Origin of the sequence: Campylobacter insulaenigrae NCTC 12927, from assembly GCF_000816185.1 — a bacterium.
Taxonomy (GTDB): domain Bacteria; phylum Campylobacterota; class Campylobacteria; order Campylobacterales; family Campylobacteraceae; genus Campylobacter_D; species Campylobacter_D insulaenigrae.
Genome location: NZ_CP007770.1, coordinates 1,041,357 through 1,057,750, shown reverse-complemented (window position 1 = coordinate 1,057,750; position 16,394 = coordinate 1,041,357). Strand labels below are relative to the sequence as shown.

At 28.5% G+C, this 16,394-nt stretch carries 18 protein-coding genes; 13 read left to right on the top strand and 5 right to left on the bottom strand.

Translation table 11 applies throughout. The features are described 5' to 3' along the window. Position 1 precedes the first annotated feature (1 nt). From CINS_RS05520 to CINS_RS05505, 4 genes are read left to right on the top strand one after another with little or no spacing between them, the layout of a single operon-like run. Positions 2–766, top strand: coding sequence for a thiazole synthase (locus CINS_RS05520; protein ID WP_039650557.1), 765 nt, complete (start codon positions 2–4; stop codon positions 764–766). A 5-nt stretch (positions 767–771) separates the two neighbouring features. Continuing rightward, a complete protein-coding gene (gene thiH / locus CINS_RS05515; protein ID WP_039650555.1) occupies positions 772–1,881 on the top strand; it encodes a 2-iminoacetate synthase ThiH in 1,110 nt (369 codons plus the stop codon). Further along, on the top strand, positions 1,871–2,479 hold the full coding sequence (locus CINS_RS05510) for a thiamine phosphate synthase (RefSeq protein WP_039650553.1): 609 nt from the start codon (positions 1,871–1,873) through the stop codon (positions 2,477–2,479). The genes thiH and CINS_RS05510 overlap by 11 nt, the downstream gene beginning before the upstream one ends. A 14-nt stretch (positions 2,480–2,493) precedes the next feature. Next, positions 2,494–3,660: an MFS transporter gene (locus CINS_RS05505; RefSeq protein ID WP_039650551.1), complete on the top strand. Its 1,167-nt coding sequence runs from the start codon at positions 2,494–2,496 to the stop codon at positions 3,658–3,660. Positions 3,661–3,688: 28 nt separating this feature from the next. On the opposite strand, the gene CINS_RS05500 is transcribed toward CINS_RS05505, so the two are convergent. Then, positions 3,689–5,050, bottom strand: a complete 1,362-nt coding sequence (locus CINS_RS05500) for an SLC13 family permease (protein WP_039650549.1) — start codon at positions 5,048–5,050, stop codon at positions 3,689–3,691. A 211-nt stretch (positions 5,051–5,261) separates the two neighbouring features. Here CINS_RS05500 and mapA point away from each other — a divergent pair, with 211 nt between their 5' ends. From mapA to CINS_RS05470, 6 genes are all read left to right on the top strand, one after another. Next, on the top strand, positions 5,262–5,921 hold the full coding sequence (gene mapA, locus CINS_RS05495; protein WP_039650547.1) for an outer membrane lipoprotein MapA: 660 nt from the start codon (positions 5,262–5,264) through the stop codon (positions 5,919–5,921). After that, entirely contained in the window at positions 5,918–6,490 is a 573-nt protein-coding gene (locus CINS_RS05490) for a ComF family protein (protein ID WP_039650545.1), read from the top strand. Before mapA ends, CINS_RS05490 begins: the two co-directional genes overlap by 4 nt. 37 nt (positions 6,491–6,527) lie before the next feature. Next, complete coding sequence (gyrA, locus tag CINS_RS05485; RefSeq protein ID WP_039650543.1) at positions 6,528–9,083, top strand: DNA gyrase subunit A; 2,556 nt, start codon at positions 6,528–6,530, stop codon at positions 9,081–9,083. Between the two features lie 61 nt (positions 9,084–9,144). Further along, entirely contained in the window at positions 9,145–9,669 is a 525-nt protein-coding gene (locus tag CINS_RS05480; protein WP_039650541.1) for an LPP20 family lipoprotein, read from the top strand. Continuing rightward, positions 9,645–10,091: a hypothetical protein gene (locus tag CINS_RS05475; RefSeq protein ID WP_039650539.1), complete on the top strand. Its 447-nt coding sequence runs from the start codon at positions 9,645–9,647 to the stop codon at positions 10,089–10,091. Before CINS_RS05480 ends, CINS_RS05475 begins: the two co-directional genes overlap by 25 nt. A gap of 56 nt (positions 10,092–10,147) precedes the next feature. Then, positions 10,148–11,347 carry an ABC transporter permease gene (locus CINS_RS05470; protein ID WP_039650537.1) on the top strand — a complete coding sequence of 400 codons (1,200 nt, stop codon included), beginning with the start codon at positions 10,148–10,150 and terminating at the stop codon, positions 11,345–11,347. 3 nt (positions 11,348–11,350) lie between these two features. Here the strand turns inward: CINS_RS05470 and CINS_RS05465 are convergent, their stop codons facing one another. Genes CINS_RS05465 through CINS_RS05455 form a run of 3 tightly spaced genes read right to left on the bottom strand, consistent with a single transcriptional unit; the run spans position 11,351 to position 12,774 of the window. Beyond that, positions 11,351–11,908 (bottom strand): cytochrome oxidase biogenesis protein, Sco1/SenC/PrrC family, encoded by a 558-nt coding sequence (locus CINS_RS05465; RefSeq protein ID WP_039650535.1) that lies wholly within the window; start codon positions 11,906–11,908, stop codon positions 11,351–11,353. A 3-nt stretch (positions 11,909–11,911) separates the two neighbouring features. Further along, complete coding sequence (locus CINS_RS05460) at positions 11,912–12,355, bottom strand: hypothetical protein (RefSeq protein ID WP_039650533.1); 444 nt, start codon at positions 12,353–12,355, stop codon at positions 11,912–11,914. Continuing rightward, the gene (locus tag CINS_RS05455; RefSeq protein ID WP_039650531.1) at positions 12,355–12,774 is read right to left on the bottom strand and encodes a copper chaperone PCu(A)C; all 420 of its coding nucleotides are present in this window, start codon (positions 12,772–12,774) and stop codon (positions 12,355–12,357) included. The genes CINS_RS05460 and CINS_RS05455 overlap by 1 nt, the downstream gene beginning before the upstream one ends. Positions 12,775–12,895: 121 nt before the next feature. Between CINS_RS05455 and CINS_RS05450 the strand changes: the two genes are divergently transcribed. The 3 genes from CINS_RS05450 to CINS_RS05440 are packed head-to-tail and all read left to right on the top strand — an operon-like array spanning position 12,896 to position 15,127. Further along, positions 12,896–13,867, top strand: a complete 972-nt coding sequence (locus CINS_RS05450) for a L,D-transpeptidase family protein (protein WP_052252012.1) — start codon at positions 12,896–12,898, stop codon at positions 13,865–13,867. Next, on the top strand, positions 13,867–14,874 hold the full coding sequence (locus CINS_RS05445; RefSeq protein ID WP_039650529.1) for an alanine racemase: 1,008 nt from the start codon (positions 13,867–13,869) through the stop codon (positions 14,872–14,874). The genes CINS_RS05450 and CINS_RS05445 overlap by 1 nt, the downstream gene beginning before the upstream one ends. A gap of 40 nt (positions 14,875–14,914) precedes the next feature. Further along, positions 14,915–15,127 (top strand): hypothetical protein, encoded by a 213-nt coding sequence (locus CINS_RS05440; protein WP_039650527.1) that lies wholly within the window; start codon positions 14,915–14,917, stop codon positions 15,125–15,127. On the opposite strand, the gene CINS_RS05435 is transcribed toward CINS_RS05440, so the two are convergent. After that, a complete protein-coding gene (locus CINS_RS05435; protein ID WP_126437505.1) occupies positions 15,118–16,392 on the bottom strand; it encodes a (Fe-S)-binding protein in 1,275 nt (424 codons plus the stop codon). The genes CINS_RS05440 and CINS_RS05435 overlap by 10 nt on opposite strands. Positions 16,393–16,394: the final 2 nt, after the last annotated feature.

Below are 16,394 nucleotides of genomic sequence, written 5' to 3'. Positions count from 1 at the left end.
AATGCAAGATAATTTAAAAATAGGAAAATTTGAATTTAACTCACGCTTTATTTTGGGTTCAGGTAAGTATTCTTTAGAATTAATACAAGCTGCTATTAAAGAAGCTAATGCTCAAATTGTTACTTTAGCGCTAAGGCGTGTTAATACAAATGGACTTGAAAATATCCTTGATTTTATCCCTAAAGATATCACTCTTTTGCCTAACACCTCAGGAGCTAGAAATGCTGATGAAGCTTTGCGTATAGCAAGGCTTGCTAGAGAACTTTGCGGTAGTGAGCTTATAAAAATAGAAGTTATAAGAGATAGTAAATATCTTTTGCCTGATAATTACGAAACTATCAAGGCAGTAGAGTTATTGGCAAAAGAAGGTTTTACACCTTTGCCTTATATGAGTGCTGATTTATATGCTGCTAGGGCTATGCAAGATGCTGGAGCGGCTGCTATTATGCCTTTAGCTGCACCTATAGGGACAAATAAGGGTTTATGTGCTAAGGAATTTATACAAATTTTATTAGATGAAATAAACTTACCCATTATCGTTGATGCTGGGCTTGGAAGTCCTGCTCAAGCTTGCGAGGCTATGCAAATGGGAGCAAGTGCTGTAATGGTTAATACTGCCTTAGCTCAAGCACAAAATATCACGCAAATGGCTAAGGCTTTTTCTTTGGCTGTAGAGGCAGGACGCAATGCTTATTTAGCAGGACTTGCTAGTGTTAATGAAAGTCCAAGAGCTAGCTCACCTTTGACAGGTTTTTTAAGAGATTAAAAAATATGCAAGATAATGCCATTTTAAATAAAATCACAAAAGAGCTTGAAAACTATCATGATGAAGATTTTGGCTTTGATGATGTAAGACAGGCTCTTGATGCAAGGACTTTGAACATAAGACATTTAAAGGCTTTACTTTCAAGTGCGGCTGAGGAATTCATAGAAGAGCTAGCTTTTAAAGCAAGCAAGATAAGGCTTAAGTATTTTGGCAATGGAGTTTCTTTATTTACCCCGCTTTATCTTTCAAATTATTGCAATAGCAAGTGCACCTATTGTGGTTTTCAAAAGGGTAATAAAATCGCGCGTTCTAAGCTCAATGAAGCACAAATTCATGCTGAAATGCAAGCTATAGCAAAAAGTGGCTTGCAAGAACTTATTATGCTAACAGGTGAGGGTAGGGAGTATGCAAGTGTTGCTTATATAGCAAAGGCCTGTAAAATAGCAAGGCAGTATTTTAAGGTTGTAGGAGTTGAGGTTTATCCTATGGAAATAGCAGAATATGAGCTTTTGCATGAAAATGGCTGTGATTATGTAACCATTTTTCAAGAAACTTATAATGCGCAAAGTTATAAAAAATTCCATCTAAGTGGGGAAAAGAGTGATTTTTACTATCGTTTTAATGGCCAAGAAAGAGCTTTAAAAGCAGGCATGAGAGGGGTTGCTTTTGGGGCTTTGTTAGGACTTGATGATTTTAGAAAAGATGCCCTAGCTACTTTACTTCATGCTTATTATCTGCAGCAGCTTTATCCTCAAGCTGAGCTATCCTTGTCTGTGCCTCGTTTAAGGCCTATTATTAACAATGCTAAAATTCATCCCAAAGATGTCAGCGAAAAACGCCTTTTACAGGTACTTTGTGCTTATAGGATTTTTCTTCCTTATGCAGGCTTGACTATCTCAAGTCGTGAAAGAGCGGGTTTTAGAGATGAGGTGTTAAAACTTGGTGCGACTAAAATAAGTGCTGGAGTGAGTGTGGGTATAGGGGAACACTCGGGAGAAAAAACAGGAGATGATCAGTTTCAAATAACTGATGGCAGGGGTGTACAAGATATTTTACATATGTTAAAAGAGCGAAATTTGCAAGCTATAATGAGTGATAGTATTTATGTGGGCTAAAAAAATTATCGCTATTAGTGATAGTCAAATTTTAAACGAAGATTTTTTGATTTATATTGAAAAACTAACAAAAGCAAAAATTGATACTCTAGTACTTAGAGAAAAACATTTAAGCGATGTAGAATATTATGATTTGGCAAAAGAGGTTTTAAAAATTTGTAAAAAAAATAATACAAATTGCGTATTACATAATTTTGACAGAATAAGTTTAAAACTTAATCATAAATTTTTTCATGCACCTTTGAATTTGCTTAGAAATAATCCAAGATTATATAAGTATTTTCATATTTTAGGAACTTCAATACACTCTAAAGAAGAATTATACGAAGCTATGATGTATAAGGTAAATTATGCTTTTGTAGGTCATATTTTTGATAGTTCTTGTAAAATTGATTTGCCTCCTTATGGGCTTGAGCTCATGAAAGAGTTGTTAATGATAAGTAAAATTCCGCTTTATGCTATAGGTGGTATAAACTTACAAAATATTAATAAATTTCAAGATTTAGATATAGCAGGGGTATGTATGAGAGAAGCATTTGTGCATCAAAAGAATTTAAGACATTATATTAATGAATGCAAAAATATATTAAATCCATAAAATAGGTTGTGATGATGGATAAAGCTTATAAAAGGATTTATTATTTAAATTTATTTATTGTTATTGTTGTTGCTTTTAATCTTAGAGCTCCTATAACTGCTTTAGGACCTATGGCTGAGATGATTAAAGAATATTTTGATATAAATTATACTTTAATAGGCATTGTAAATTCTTTGCCTTTATTTACATTTGGATTTTTATCTTTTTTTGTGGGGTATTTTTCGCCATTGCGAGCCATGTTAGGTGGAATTTGCTTAATAGCTATTGGTGAATTAGTAAGAAGTTATACTGGGATTAATGGTTTGTTTTTAGGCACTTTCCTTTTGGGTTGTGGTATTGCTATAGCAAATGTTTTAGTTCCTAGTTTGATAAAGCAAAAATTTCCTGACAATGTTACTAAAATGATGGGTATTTATGGAATGATGCTTGGAATTTCTTCTATGGCTGGAATTGCCTTATCTTTGCCTTTAGTTTATGCTTTTGGTGTTAAATATGCTTTGTTTTTTTGGGGTATTTTTGCTGTGTTGGCTTTGCTGGTTTATTATCCTCAAATTAAAAATAAAAGATTTTTTAGAAAAAAACAAAAGCAGTATAATAAAATTCATTTATTTAAAAACACAACAGCTTGGAAAATTACATTATTTATGGGGACGCAAAGTTTTTTAGCATATAGTTTATTTGCTTGGCTTGCTTTAATTATAAAATCCAAAGGATTTAGCATAGAAGCTAGTACAAATTTGATTTTGTTAGCACAGATTATAGGACTTCCTGTAGCATTTTTAACGCCATTATTATTTGGAAAAATTAAAGAAAAATTCAAATTATTTTACGTAGTAGGTTTGTGTTTTTTATATGTTTTATCATTTTTTATTATTGTATTAAGTGTTGATAAATATATAGTAGTAATTGGTGTATGTTTGATGAGTATTCCATGGGGAGGAGCTTTTACTATAGCATTATTTTTTATTGCGCATAAAAGTAAAAATCACTTCATAGCGGCAAAACTTTCTTCTTTTGCTCAAGGTTTTGGATATTTATTAGCTTCTACTTCGTCTATTATTATAGGCTATTTATATGATTATTTTAAAAGTTTTGAAGAAATTTTGATATTTTTTATTTTTATTAGCATTCTTCTTTGTTTATTTGGATATTTTGCTTATAAGAGTAAAATAATAAGTTAATCTTTTAGTCCAAGATTGGACTAAAAGATTAAAGCCAGAAAAAGTAAGCTATGAGAGCAATACTTATCGAGCAAAAGATATTGAGAATAATTCCAACTTTAATCATTTCTCGCTGTTTAATATGACCTGTTCCAAAAACTATAGCATTTGGTGGTGTTGCTACTGGTAACATAAATGCACAAGAAGCACCTATGCCTATAATTAAAGCAAGTCCTAAAGCAGGCACACCTAAAGTTTCTGCAATAGAAATAAACAAAGGCACTAAAAGAGCAGCTGAAGCAGTGTTAGAGGTAAATTCTGTTAAAAACACTATGAAAAAAGCTACAATTAAGCTTATAATAAATAAATTTCCGTTTTCTATAAATGCTATGAGTGTATCAGCCATAACTTTACTAGCTCCTGAATCTTTCAATACTACACTTAAAGTGATGCCTCCACCAAAGAGCATTAAAACACCCCAATCTGTATTTTTTTGTATGCTTTTCCAATCAATTACTTTGAATGCACACACCAAAACCGCAGCCAATAAAGCAATAATAGCATCAAGGTTTGCTATTTTATAGCCAAATGTACTTTCTATAATAGGATCAATTTTGCTACTAAATATCCAAGCTAAAGCAATCACCAAAAATATAATTAAAGTAATAATTCTTGGTCTATTTAATTCTACATAATCAGTGTGAGAATCAATTTTAGTATTAAATCTAGGTTTAAATACAAAATATAATATTAAAATCATAGCAGGTAAAAAGACTAAAACAATAGGAATTCCATATTGTAACCATTGAGCAAAACTTATTTTAAGTTGTGTTGCTACTATGGCATTAGGCGGGGTTCCTACTATAGTTCCTATACCACCAATGCTTGCACTAAAGGCTATTCCTAAAAGAACAAAAATATAAGTATTTCTATCTTTATTTTCGTCTAAAGAAGCTAACATTCCAATGGCTAATGGAAGCATCATAGCTGCTGTTGCTGTATTACTCATCCACATTGACAAAAATGCAGTTGTAATGAAAATATACAAGCTTGATAATCCTAAATGTCCTTTAGCTAGAGAAAGAATTTTATGCGCTATCATTTTATCTAGTTTTTGATGATGCATTGCAGCAGCTAAAGCAAAACCACCGAAAAATAAAAAAATATTTGAATCTGCAAAATTATTTAAGGCTTTTGAAGTAGGTAGTAAACCTAAAATAACAGCTAGTACAGGTACCAAAATGGCCGTAATAGTAACATGTAATGCTTCACTTAACCATAATATGGCAATGAATATGAGCAAAGATAATCCTTGATTTACTTTTGTTTCTCCAAAAGGTGAGAAATACAATAAAGCAATAAAAAGCACTAAATTTGCTATAACAATTAGTGTTTTTGTATTTGAATTCATTACAATGACCCCCTTGATGTAAAATTGTAATTTCGTAACATAATTATAAACGATTTTCATTAAACAATATTTTTATTCATTAAAAAATATCAATATTGTGTAAAAAAGTAGTTTTAGTATAATTTTATTTTTTTGGTATAATTTTTGCTATATTAACTCTAATGTTAAGTTCAGTGAAATTTAATGACTTAAAATTTTTAAGGATGGAAAAATGATAAAAAAAATATTTTTATTAGCAATAGCTTTATTTTTTAGTGCTTGTGCGGTTGCCACTAAAAATAGTGCTAAAAATCAAGGTGTGATAAGGGTAAATGAGGTTGTAAAAATTCAAACACAATGTTATAATCCTTCGGATTCTAAAGCTTATGAAGCTAAAATTCAAGGTTTAACTTATGTTAGTGATGTAGGACTTAAATACTGTGCAAACAAAAGAACCGTAGATAAAAGTCCTTCTTTGAAGAAAGTATATATTCATAGAATTTATGATTTAGATGAAAACAAAAAGATTTCGATGTCAGAAAAGACTAGTTACTATATAGATGAGAATTTTAATTATTATTTTTATGTTTTTTTAAAACAAGAATTACATAATAGAGGTATTGTGGTTGTAGAGAATGTTCAAGATTCTCCTTATATTTTAAAAATTAATTTAAGTTTTACTGATTTTTATTCAAGATTTAATTCTAATTCTCTTTATTCTGCTATTAAGGGTCAATTAGAAATTCAAAATATTAACAATAATAAAAAAATTGGCATAAAAACCAAGCAAGAAATCAGAGGTTTTAATAAAGTTAATGAATTGCCTTTTTATACTCAACTTCTTATCAAACAAATGGCTAATAAAGCTGCAGATATTATAAGCTCTTTGTGAGATGCTTTAGTTGTTATGAATTTTCCCTGACAAGCTTTTGTGATTCTTGTCAAAAAGAATTGCTAGAATATTCTTTAGGTATTAGAGAGCTTGAGGGAAAATTGAAAGTTTATTATTTTTATCAATATGAAAATATTAAACATCTATTGTATTCCAAACATAAATTTCATGGTTATTTTATTTTAAATGCACTTGCAAAATTAAGTTTTTATAGATTTAAAGATTTTTTTCAACCTTCTTGTTTTATTAATGCTATTGCTCTTGATGATAAAACCCATGGTGCTTATTCTCATACTGCTATTTTAGCTAAGTATTTAAAAACTAAATTTGTAAAACCTATGTTTAATACCTTACAATCAAAGTCAAATATAAAATACAGTGGACAGACTTTAGAATTTAGAAAGACAAATAAAAGATTATATGAACTCAAAAAAATTCCAAAATACCCTGTGATTTTAGTTGATGATGTGGTAACTACAGGATTGAGTTTGCTTCAGGCAAAAGAAATTTTAGAAAAAAATAATATCGAAGTTCTTTTTGCTTTGGTTTTAGCTAATGCAAAAGAATAATTTGTTAAAATACAAAGATTAATTTTCAAGGATTTTTATGGAAAATATGTTTACCAAAGATTCAGATATCGAAGACATAGATATAGAAAGTTCTATAAAAAGTAGCTATTTAGATTATTCTATGAGTGTTATTATAGGTCGTGCGTTACCTGATGCAAGAGACGGGCTAAAACCTGTTCATAGAAGAATTTTGTATGCAATGAATGATTTAGGTGTTGGAAGTCGTAGTGCTTATAAGAAATCAGCTCGTATAGTCGGGGATGTTATCGGTAAATATCATCCACATGGTGATGTTGCTGTTTATGATGCTTTAGTAAGAATGGCACAAGATTTTTCAATGCGTTATCCAAGCGTTGATGGTCAAGGAAATTTTGGTTCAATTGATGGAGATGGCGCAGCAGCTATGCGTTATACGGAAGCTAGAATGACAATTTTGGCTGAAGAATTGTTGCGTGATATAGACAAAGATACTGTTGATTTTGTGCCAAATTATGATGATTCTATGAGTGAACCTGATGTATTACCTGCTAGGGTTCCAAATTTATTACTCAATGGCTCAAGTGGTATTGCCGTAGGTATGGCGACTAACATTCCACCACATAGTTTAAATGAACTTATTGATGGCTTGCTTTATTTAATTGAAAACAAAGAATGTTCTTTAGAAGAAATTATGCAGTTTATTAAAGGTCCAGATTTTCCAACTGGTGGTATTATCTATGGTAAAAAAGGTATTATTGAAGCTTATAAAACTGGGCGTGGAAGAGTAAAGGTGCGCGCTAAAACTCATATAGAAAAAAGAGCTAATAAAGATATAATTGTAATTGATGAATTACCCTATCAAACTAATAAAGCAAGACTGATTGAGCAAATTGCTGATCTAGCTAAAGAAAAACAAATTGAAGGTATTGCTGAAGTTAGAGATGAGAGTGATAGAGAAGGTATTCGTGTTGTGATTGAATTAAAGCGCGATGCTATGAGTGAAATTGTTTTAAATAATTTATTTAAATCAACTACCATGGAAAGCACTTTTGGCGTCATAATGCTTGCAATACATAATAAAGAACCAAAAATATTTTCTTTAATTGAATTGTTGAAATTATTCTTAAATCATAGAAAAACTGTTATCATAAGAAGAACTATTTTTGAACTTCAAAAAGCAAGAGCAAGAGCACATATTTTAGAAGGTTTAAAAATCGCTCTTGATAATATTGATGAAGTTATAGCTTTGATTAAAAATTCGCCTGATAATCCAACAGCTAAAAATTTGCTGATGGAAAAATTTGGGCTTAGTGAATTGCAATCAAATGCTATTTTGGATATGAAATTAGGTCGTTTGACAGGACTTGAAAGAGAAAAAATTGATAATGAATTAAAAGAATTACTTGCTGAGATTGAAAGATTAGATCAAATTTTAAAAAGTGAAACTTTATTAGAAAATCTAATTAAAGATGAATTAAAGGAAATCAAAACCAAATTTGATGTTCCAAGAATTACACAAATTGAAGATGATTATGATGACATTGATATTGAGGATTTAATACCTAATGAAAATATGGTAGTTACAATAACACATCGTGGATATATTAAACGTGTACCTAGCAAGCAGTATGAAAAACAAAAACGTGGTGGAAAGGGAAAAGTTGCTGTTACTACTTACGATGATGATTTTATAGAAAATTTCTTTACTGCTAATACGCATGATACTTTAATGTTTGTAACAGATCGTGGTCAACTTTATTGGCTTAAGGTTTATAAAATTCCAGAAGGTAGTCGAACAGCTAAAGGCAAAGCTGTAGTTAATCTTATCAATCTTCAAGTAGATGAAAAAATTATGGCTATTATTCCAACTACTGATTTTGACGAAAATAAATCATTATGCTTCTTCACTAAAAACGGTATTATCAAACGTACTAATTTAAGTGAATATCAAAATATTAGAAGCGTAGGGGTAAAAGCGATTAATTTAGATGAAAATGATGAATTAGTCACAGCAATAATTGTTACGCGAGATGAAAATGAAAAATTAGAATTACAAAATGATGAAAATGAAATTTTAGATGAAGAAATTGATGAAAATGTAAAAGGTAAAATGCTTTTTGCGGTTACTAAAAAAGGCATGTGTATTAAATTCTTATTAGCAAAAGTAAGAGAGATTGGTCGTGTTAGTAGAGGTGTAACTGCTATAAAATTCAAAGAAAAAGACGATGAATTGGTAGGTGCGGTTGTAATTGAAAATAATGAGCAAGAAATTTTAAGTATAAGTGCAAAAGGTATAGGTAAACGAACTAATGCCGGTGAATATCGATTGCAAAGCAGGGGAGGTAAAGGTGTTATTTGTATGAAGCTTACTTCAAAAACTAAAGATTTAATTAGTGTTGTAATCGTCGATGAAAGTATGGATTTGATGGCTTTAACAAGTAGCGGTAAAATGATTCGTGTGGATATGCAAAGTATTAGAAAAGCAGGCAGGAACACAAGTGGAGTCATTGTGGTTAATGTAGAAAATGATGAGGTTGTAAGCATTGCTAAGTGTCCTAAAGAAGAAGAGGATGAATTAGATAATGATACTAATGTAGATTTAAATTTAGAATAGTAGAATTCTTGGAATGCTTTTTGCTATCTTTAAAAAATCAAATAAATTGAAGGTGTTTAAAATGAAAAAACTTATTTTAATGTTTTGTTTAGCTCTAGGTTTTAGTGCTTGTGCTTTAGATCAAAGGAATATGAGTGCTAATAAAAATCAAGCTCCTACTAATGCAGCTACTTCAAGTGATGTTGTAGTTCAAAAAGTAGACAAAGATGATGTTCGTAGTATCATTCGAGAAGAAAAAATGCTTGCAAATGATATAAATACTGACAATGATTTAACTTTTACTGCAGTGGGTGAGGGTATAGCACCATTGAATACAGTTTCTGTAGGTCAAGCTTTAGCTTTAGCTAAAAGAGCAGCTATTACTGATGCTTATAGACAATTAGCTAGTAAGTTATATGGTGTAAGAGTTAATGGTAAAGATACAGTAAAAGATGCTATGCTTAAAAGCTCAACTATCACAGCTCAAGTAAATGGTCTTATTAAAAATGCAAGTGTTGTTGATCAAGACTTCAAAGATGGACTTTATAGAGTTAATGTAGAATTAAAAATTGATTCAGACAAGTGGAAAGAATTATTTGCTTACTAATTTGTTTATATTTTAAAGTTATTGCTCAAGATGAATTTATATTTTGGGCAGAACTTTCTAATAAAAATTTGATACTCTTTCATCAAAATGAAACTATTTCTATGGCAATGACAAAAAGTAAAAATAAAAAGCTTGAATTTGCTTGTGAAATTCCTTATAGTAACAAAGATTTTATATCTTTACCTCGGAATGATTTTGGTATGGTTGATGAAGAGAAAATGACCAAACTGGATAAATTTAATTTTTTAAATTTACATAAAAGTAATTTAATTGATTGTTTTTTTAATGCTAAAATTGATGTAAAAGATTTTACAAATACTAATTTTGCTTCAGCTCAGAGTGAAACTTATGTCAGAATTTTGCCTCTTAGATTTATGGTAGAATTTAACGACTATAGTGTTTTTGTATACTATTTAAAGTGATTTATGAAAATATTTGTATTGTTTTATTGTTAGAATAAATAAAAAATAGAGTTAAGATGAAAAGTATTCCTAGATATTTATTATTTAAATATTTGCGTTTTGATAAAGATCAACCATTTATAACATTATCTAAAATTTTGGCTTTTTTAGGTGTGAGTATTGGTCTGTGTGTTCTTTTAGTGGCCATGGCTATAATGAATGGTTTTGATAAGGAATTTGAAAGAAAACTTTTTACAATGAACTATCCTATATCTATTTTACCACGTTTTGGAACAAATGTTGATGAAAAATTATTACAAGAATTAAGATTAAAATTTCCTAATTTAATTTTTAGTCCTTATATTAGTACTCAAGTGATAGCTAGAAATGATTTTAAACTAGAAGGAGGGGTATTATTTGGTGTAAATTTTGAGGATGAGAAAAAAATTAATGAGATTATCAATACAGCATTGGAAAACAAAGATATTCAAGATTTTGAAATCTTAATTGGAAATGGCTTAAAAAACGAATTTAATCTTGCATTTGACGATAAATTAACACTTATTTTTTCAAATTTAAATGCTAATGGTTTATCTTTAATACCACAAATAAAACGTTTTGATGTAAAAGCTTCTTTTTCTTCAGGCTTGTTAGCTTATGATAAAGCATATATGTATACAGATATAAAATCCCTAGCAAAAATTTTATCTTATCCTCAAGGGAGTTATGATGGCTTACATGTGTATTCTAAAAATCCTTTTAAGGATGTAAAACTTATAGAAGAATTTGTAGGAGCTAAATATATTAGTGTTGGATGGTGGGAACAAAATGGAAATTTTTTTGCAGCTTTAGCTTTGGAAAAAAGAGCACTTTTTATAGTACTGATGCTTATTATTTTGGTTGCAAGTTTAAATATAGTTAGTTCTTTACTTATGATAGTTATGAATCGACGCAATGAAATAGCTTTATTATTATCTTTAGGTGTAAGTAAAATAGAGATTAAAAAAACTTTTTTCTCTTTAGGATTTTTAATTGGTGGGAGTGGAATTGTTGTTGGTATGATTTTAGCAGCAATAGTTTTATATGTATTAGGAAATTTTGATATTATTTCTTTGCCAAGTGATGTGTATGGTATGAGTAAATTACCATTAGAGCTTTCTATTGTTGATTTTTTAGCAACTATTTTAGGTGCTATTATTATTATTGTTTTATCTTCGTATTATCCTGCTAAGAAAGCCACTCAAGTAAATATTTTAGATACTTTGAGAAATGAATAAAGCTTAATTATCTAAAAATTGTTTAATTTCATTGTAGAAATTTTCATAGCTAATGTCATTAATTGTCTTGAAGAATTTTCCTTTTTCATCTATAAGATAAAATTCTCCACTATGAGCTATAGAATACTTCATGGCAGAATCTTTTAAAGGAATTTTTTGATAAATTACACCATAATTTTGTGTAATTTGTTTAAGTGTTTTTTCATCTTGTGCAATCAAAGCGGTAGAATTTGGATAAAAATATTGCACCCATTGATTAGATTGAGTTAAATTATTATCTCTACTTGGATCTAAAGATATAAATAAAAGATGTGTTTGATTTTTAATATCTAATTTTTTTAAAATTTTTCCAATTAAAGCTAACTCCGTGGGACATATATCGGGACAATATGTATAGCCAAAATATATAACTAATTTTTTTCCTGCGAAGTCTTTTAAGCTTAACATTCCTTTTTCAGAATTTAAAGAAAAGTCATATTTGTTGTTTTTAAAATATTCCATTGAAATAAAAATAAATCCAATTGCTACTATACAGACTAAAACAAAAGAAAATTTTTTCATTACTTACCTTTTTATATCAAAATCAAAATAAAAGTCCAATGCTTTTTCATCTTCAAAAAGTTCTATTCTAAAACGCATAACATCTAAAGTACAAGAACTTAATACTAATTTTGCATGATAGGAATTATTATTTTTTTTAAATTTAGGAACAATATCTCCCATATACATATTTAATCCATAAACTCTTGCATTTAAGTTGCTAAAATCTCCAAGATTACTAATATTTAAATCAAGTTCGCTCATAGAAGAAATTGGCTTTGGATTTAAAGAGACCAATATTTTTTGTCCATTAAAATCATAGCTACAATCTTGTATATTTAAGTCACATTGCAATGGAGTTAATGTGGTGATAAGTTCTCTTTTTTTACTTTGATTGTTGCTAGTATAAGTATAGGCCATAGCTATTAAACTAATAATAACTATGACAAAAATGAGTAGTTTTTTCATTATTTCATAATATTTTTTGAATGAATGTCTTTTATCACAATAGTGCTATTATCATCAAAATATAAAGTTAAATCGGCTTTTGTGTCCTCGGTAATATTTTGATTAAGATTTAATACCATAATATGTTTTCCACCTGGTTTTAAAGTGGTGCTAGAATTTGCTTTTATAGTTATTTGTGGAATTTGCATCATCATTTTTTTGCCATTATCCATAACATGATCGTGAATTTCGGTTGTATCACTTAGTGAACTTTCAGCTTTTATGAGTGCAATGTCATTATTTGATTTGTTTGTAAGTTCTAAAAAAAATGCTGTTGATTTTACATTTGGCGGAGTTTGTCTTACATAAGGATCATTTACGACAATATTATTTGCGAAAATAAATGAGCTAAAAGCACAAAGAGCTAAAATTTTTTTCATATTTTTTCCTTTAATAAATTTATTAACATTGAAACATTATACACATATAAATTTAAATATATATTTATTGTAAAAATATTATAATTAAGACTTTTAATTTGAATACGAAAGGTTGACTTTGTTGTTTAAAATATTATTTTCACTTGCATTTTTTTTCGTTTTTGCTAATGCAAATAATCTTGCAAAAATATATTTAAACGAAGGTTTAGAGGCGGTTGAAAGAGTTTTAGAACAAGAATTAGCGTCGAAAGAATTTTGGTCTAAAGAATTAAAAGATAAAAACGTAAGTTTGGGTTATTATGATAACGACACAGCGATAGTTTTGACAAATAAAGGTGATAAAATAATTAAAGTGTTTTATTATAATGATGGAAAAATTGAGAAAAAATTTACTCAAAAAGATGTTTTAACGGGTTTATCTGGCGATAAAGAAATAGAAGGAGATTTAAAAACTCCTATAGGTTTTTATGAGCTAGGAAAAAAATTTTATCCAGGAGATCCATATTATGGTCCTTTTGCATTCGCGACAACCTATCCTAATATCTTAGATAGGACTTTAGGTAAAACAGGTGGTGGAATATGGATACATGGCTATCCACTAGATGGAACGCGTTTGGATACATATAAAACTAGAGGTTGTATTGCGGTTCATAATGATTTGTTGGAGGAATTTTATAAAGTGGTAGCTGATAGAAGAACATATGCCATGATAGAAGAAAAAGATAAAATTACTACCAATATAGATGAAATTTCTACACTTCTTGCAAATTTATTTACTTGGAAGGAAAGTTGGCAAAATAATGATATAAAAAGATATTTATCTTTCTATGATCAAAAAGTATTTAAACATAATAATAAATATAAATATGAGCAGTTTGCAAAGACAAAAGAAAGAGTTTTTTCAAAAAATGATAAAAAAATTATTAAATTTTCGGATTTAAGTATTAGTCCTTATCCAAATATTAAAAATGAGAAAATTTTTAGAATAGGTTTTTATGAAGATTATGATACTAAAAATTATAAATTTAAAGGTGATAAGGTTATTTATGTAAGATTGCAAGATAGCAAAATGCAAATTTTAGCTGAGCAATAATGGCATATATAAAATTAGATCGTAAAGCCTATGAGTTTAATTTAGATCTAATTGCTTCTAAAATTCGATCTTATGAAAAAATAATATGTGTTTTTAAAGATAATGCCTATGGACATGGAGCTAAAGATTTAGCTCCTATTGCAAGAGCTAAGGGCGTAAATTTCATTGCAGTTAAAAACGAGTATGAAGCAACACAACTACAAGATATTTTTGACAATATTTTAATCTTATCTCATATTCCCAATTTTAATGAAAATGATAAATTTATTTATGCGTTAAATGATAAAAGAGATATTAAAAAAATAAAAACTAATACTAAAATACATTTGGTAGTTGATACAAATATGCATAGAAACGGTATTTCATTTTATGAGATAGAAGAAGTTTTAAATCAAATAAAAAATCATCAGTTAAAATTGTGTGGTGTTATGATGCATTTTGCAGGAAGCGATGAATTTGATGGAAGCTATTATGTGCAAAAGCAAAATTTTAAATTTGTAAAAGAAAAAGTAAAAAAAATACTTGGTGAAGAGTCTAAAAAAATTATTTTTCATTCTCATAATTCTGAAGCATTGTTTAGGTCAAGTAAATTAGATGATGATGAATATTGTAGAGTAGGTCTTGTACAATTTGGATATGCTTATTTTAATCAAAATTTGCGTAAAGTATTAAGTTTATGGGCAAATAAAATCAGCCAAAGGACTTTGCAACCATATCAAAGTTTAGGTTATGGTGGGGCTTATGTTGCCAAGAATACTATAAACATTGCAACTTATGATTTAGGATATGGAGATGGTTTGTTTCGTTATAATGGTAAAAAAGATTTAATTTTACCAAATGGAAAAAAAATACTTGGCAAAATGTCTATGGACAATTTTTCTTGCGAAGACTGTGGTGATGAAATTTGTGTAATAAAAGATGCTAATGAAATGGCGCGATTTTTTAATACGATTAATTATGAAATTTTAGTTAAACTTTCACCATTTTTAGAAAGAATTGTAGTTTAAGTCAAAAGATATTAATATGTCTTGAGGAAAGGAAAGAAGTATGGAATTTTTAAATTGGACCATATTAATTTTATTTTTATTTATAGTGTTTTTGCTCATTAATCGTTATGAAAGAAAAATAAAAATTTTATACAAAAATATAGAGATTTTAAAGAATGAATGTAAAAAAAATAATGAAAATATAGAAAAAAATAGAATGTTAATAGAAAAAAATAGATCAAACATAGAAGATATTAAAAATTTTCAAGAATAATTTTCTTCTAATGTTTTAGCTATTAATTCTAAAGGGTGTAAAAATTTAGTATTAATTTTTTCATGTTCGAGTGAGTTTGAAATTTGCATCCTGCAAGCAGAGCATTCCGCACTTACCACTTGAACTTTTGTATGTTTAATATTATTTGCTTTTTTTATGCCAACTTTTAATGCATTATTATAATTTTCCATTTGCATACTAATACCACCAAAACCGCAGCATTCATTTGCGTTAGGTAATTCTTTAAAAATATAATTATTTCTAAGCAAAGTCCTTGGTTCTTTAAAAACTCCTTGCATTTTTTTAGCATGGCAAGGATCATGATAGGTAATACTAAAATCAAATTTTTTACTATTTTTTAAAATTTCTTCTAGATTGGTATGATCATAAAGATATTTTGTAGCTAATAAAATTTTAGAAGATACCATTTTCGCTCTTTTAGCCCACTCTGTATCATTATTCATATGAAAAAAATGTTCATAATCAATATTCAGCATAGCAGAACAAGTAGCTTCAGGAACAATAATATAATCTAGTTTTTTTAGTTTTTCTTCAAAATAGATTATGTTTTTTTTAGCTAATTTTTCAACACTTTTAAAATCTCCGGTAAAATAATGAGGAGCCCCGCAGCATTTTTGTTGTTTTAACAAATCAACATTAATTTTTAGATGCTTACAAATTTTAAGTAAAGCAAATCCTGTATCTGTATAAGAATAATTAGCCAAACATCCTATGAAAATACCTATATTTTTATCCCCATTATTATCTATAAAATCACCATTAGCATTTAAAAAACTTTTTTTAGTTAGAGAGGGCAGCAAACGATCTTTTTTAATTAATGGAAGATTAAATTTAGCTTTCATACCCAAATTAACATCTTGTAATTTAAAAGCACAACTTTGAAAGACATAACCAAATTTTGCCAATAGATTTAAAATACTTCTTTTTCTTAAGAGAAAGAATATGATTTTTTTATACCATGCAATACCAAATTTTTCCGCTATATCGTAACGAACTTTTTCTATTGCACTATCTACTTTTAAATTACTTGGACAAACTTCAACACAGTTAGTGCATAAAAAACATGATTCAAAAATTTTTTTAAGATCTTTGTCTAAATTTAATTCTTGATTCTCATATGCGTTAATTAAATCCAAAAATCCTCTTGGAGAAGTAGTTTCATCGCGATTGATTTCATGTATTGTACAGATAGGAATGCATTTGCCACATTTTACACAGGCGTTTGAAATTTCAGATATATTCAGCA

Coding starts and splice junctions, on each gene's coding strand:
- CINS_RS05440 (WP_039650527.1), top strand. CDS start 14,915: ATGGAATTTTTAAATTGGACCATATTAATTTTATTTTTATTTATAGTG.
- thiH (WP_039650555.1), top strand. CDS start 772: ATGCAAGATAATGCCATTTTAAATAAAATCACAAAAGAGCTTGAAAAC.
- CINS_RS05455 (WP_039650531.1), bottom strand. CDS start 12,774: ATGAAAAAAATTTTAGCTCTTTGTGCTTTTAGCTCATTTATTTTCGCA.
- mapA (WP_039650547.1), top strand. CDS start 5,262: ATGATAAAAAAAATATTTTTATTAGCAATAGCTTTATTTTTTAGTGCT.
- CINS_RS05445 (WP_039650529.1), top strand. CDS start 13,867: ATGGCATATATAAAATTAGATCGTAAAGCCTATGAGTTTAATTTAGAT.
- CINS_RS05460 (WP_039650533.1), bottom strand. CDS start 12,355: ATGAAAAAACTACTCATTTTTGTCATAGTTATTATTAGTTTAATAGCT.
- CINS_RS05465 (WP_039650535.1), bottom strand. CDS start 11,908: ATGAAAAAATTTTCTTTTGTTTTAGTCTGTATAGTAGCAATTGGATTT.
- CINS_RS05500 (WP_039650549.1), bottom strand. CDS start 5,050: ATGAATTCAAATACAAAAACACTAATTGTTATAGCAAATTTAGTGCTT.
- gyrA (WP_039650543.1), top strand. CDS start 6,528: ATGGAAAATATGTTTACCAAAGATTCAGATATCGAAGACATAGATATA.
- CINS_RS05470 (WP_039650537.1), top strand. CDS start 10,148: ATGAAAAGTATTCCTAGATATTTATTATTTAAATATTTGCGTTTTGAT.
- CINS_RS05510 (WP_039650553.1), top strand. CDS start 1,871: ATGTGGGCTAAAAAAATTATCGCTATTAGTGATAGTCAAATTTTAAAC.
- CINS_RS05480 (WP_039650541.1), top strand. CDS start 9,145: ATGAAAAAACTTATTTTAATGTTTTGTTTAGCTCTAGGTTTTAGTGCT.
- CINS_RS05520 (WP_039650557.1), top strand. CDS start 2: ATGCAAGATAATTTAAAAATAGGAAAATTTGAATTTAACTCACGCTTT.
- CINS_RS05505 (WP_039650551.1), top strand. CDS start 2,494: ATGGATAAAGCTTATAAAAGGATTTATTATTTAAATTTATTTATTGTT.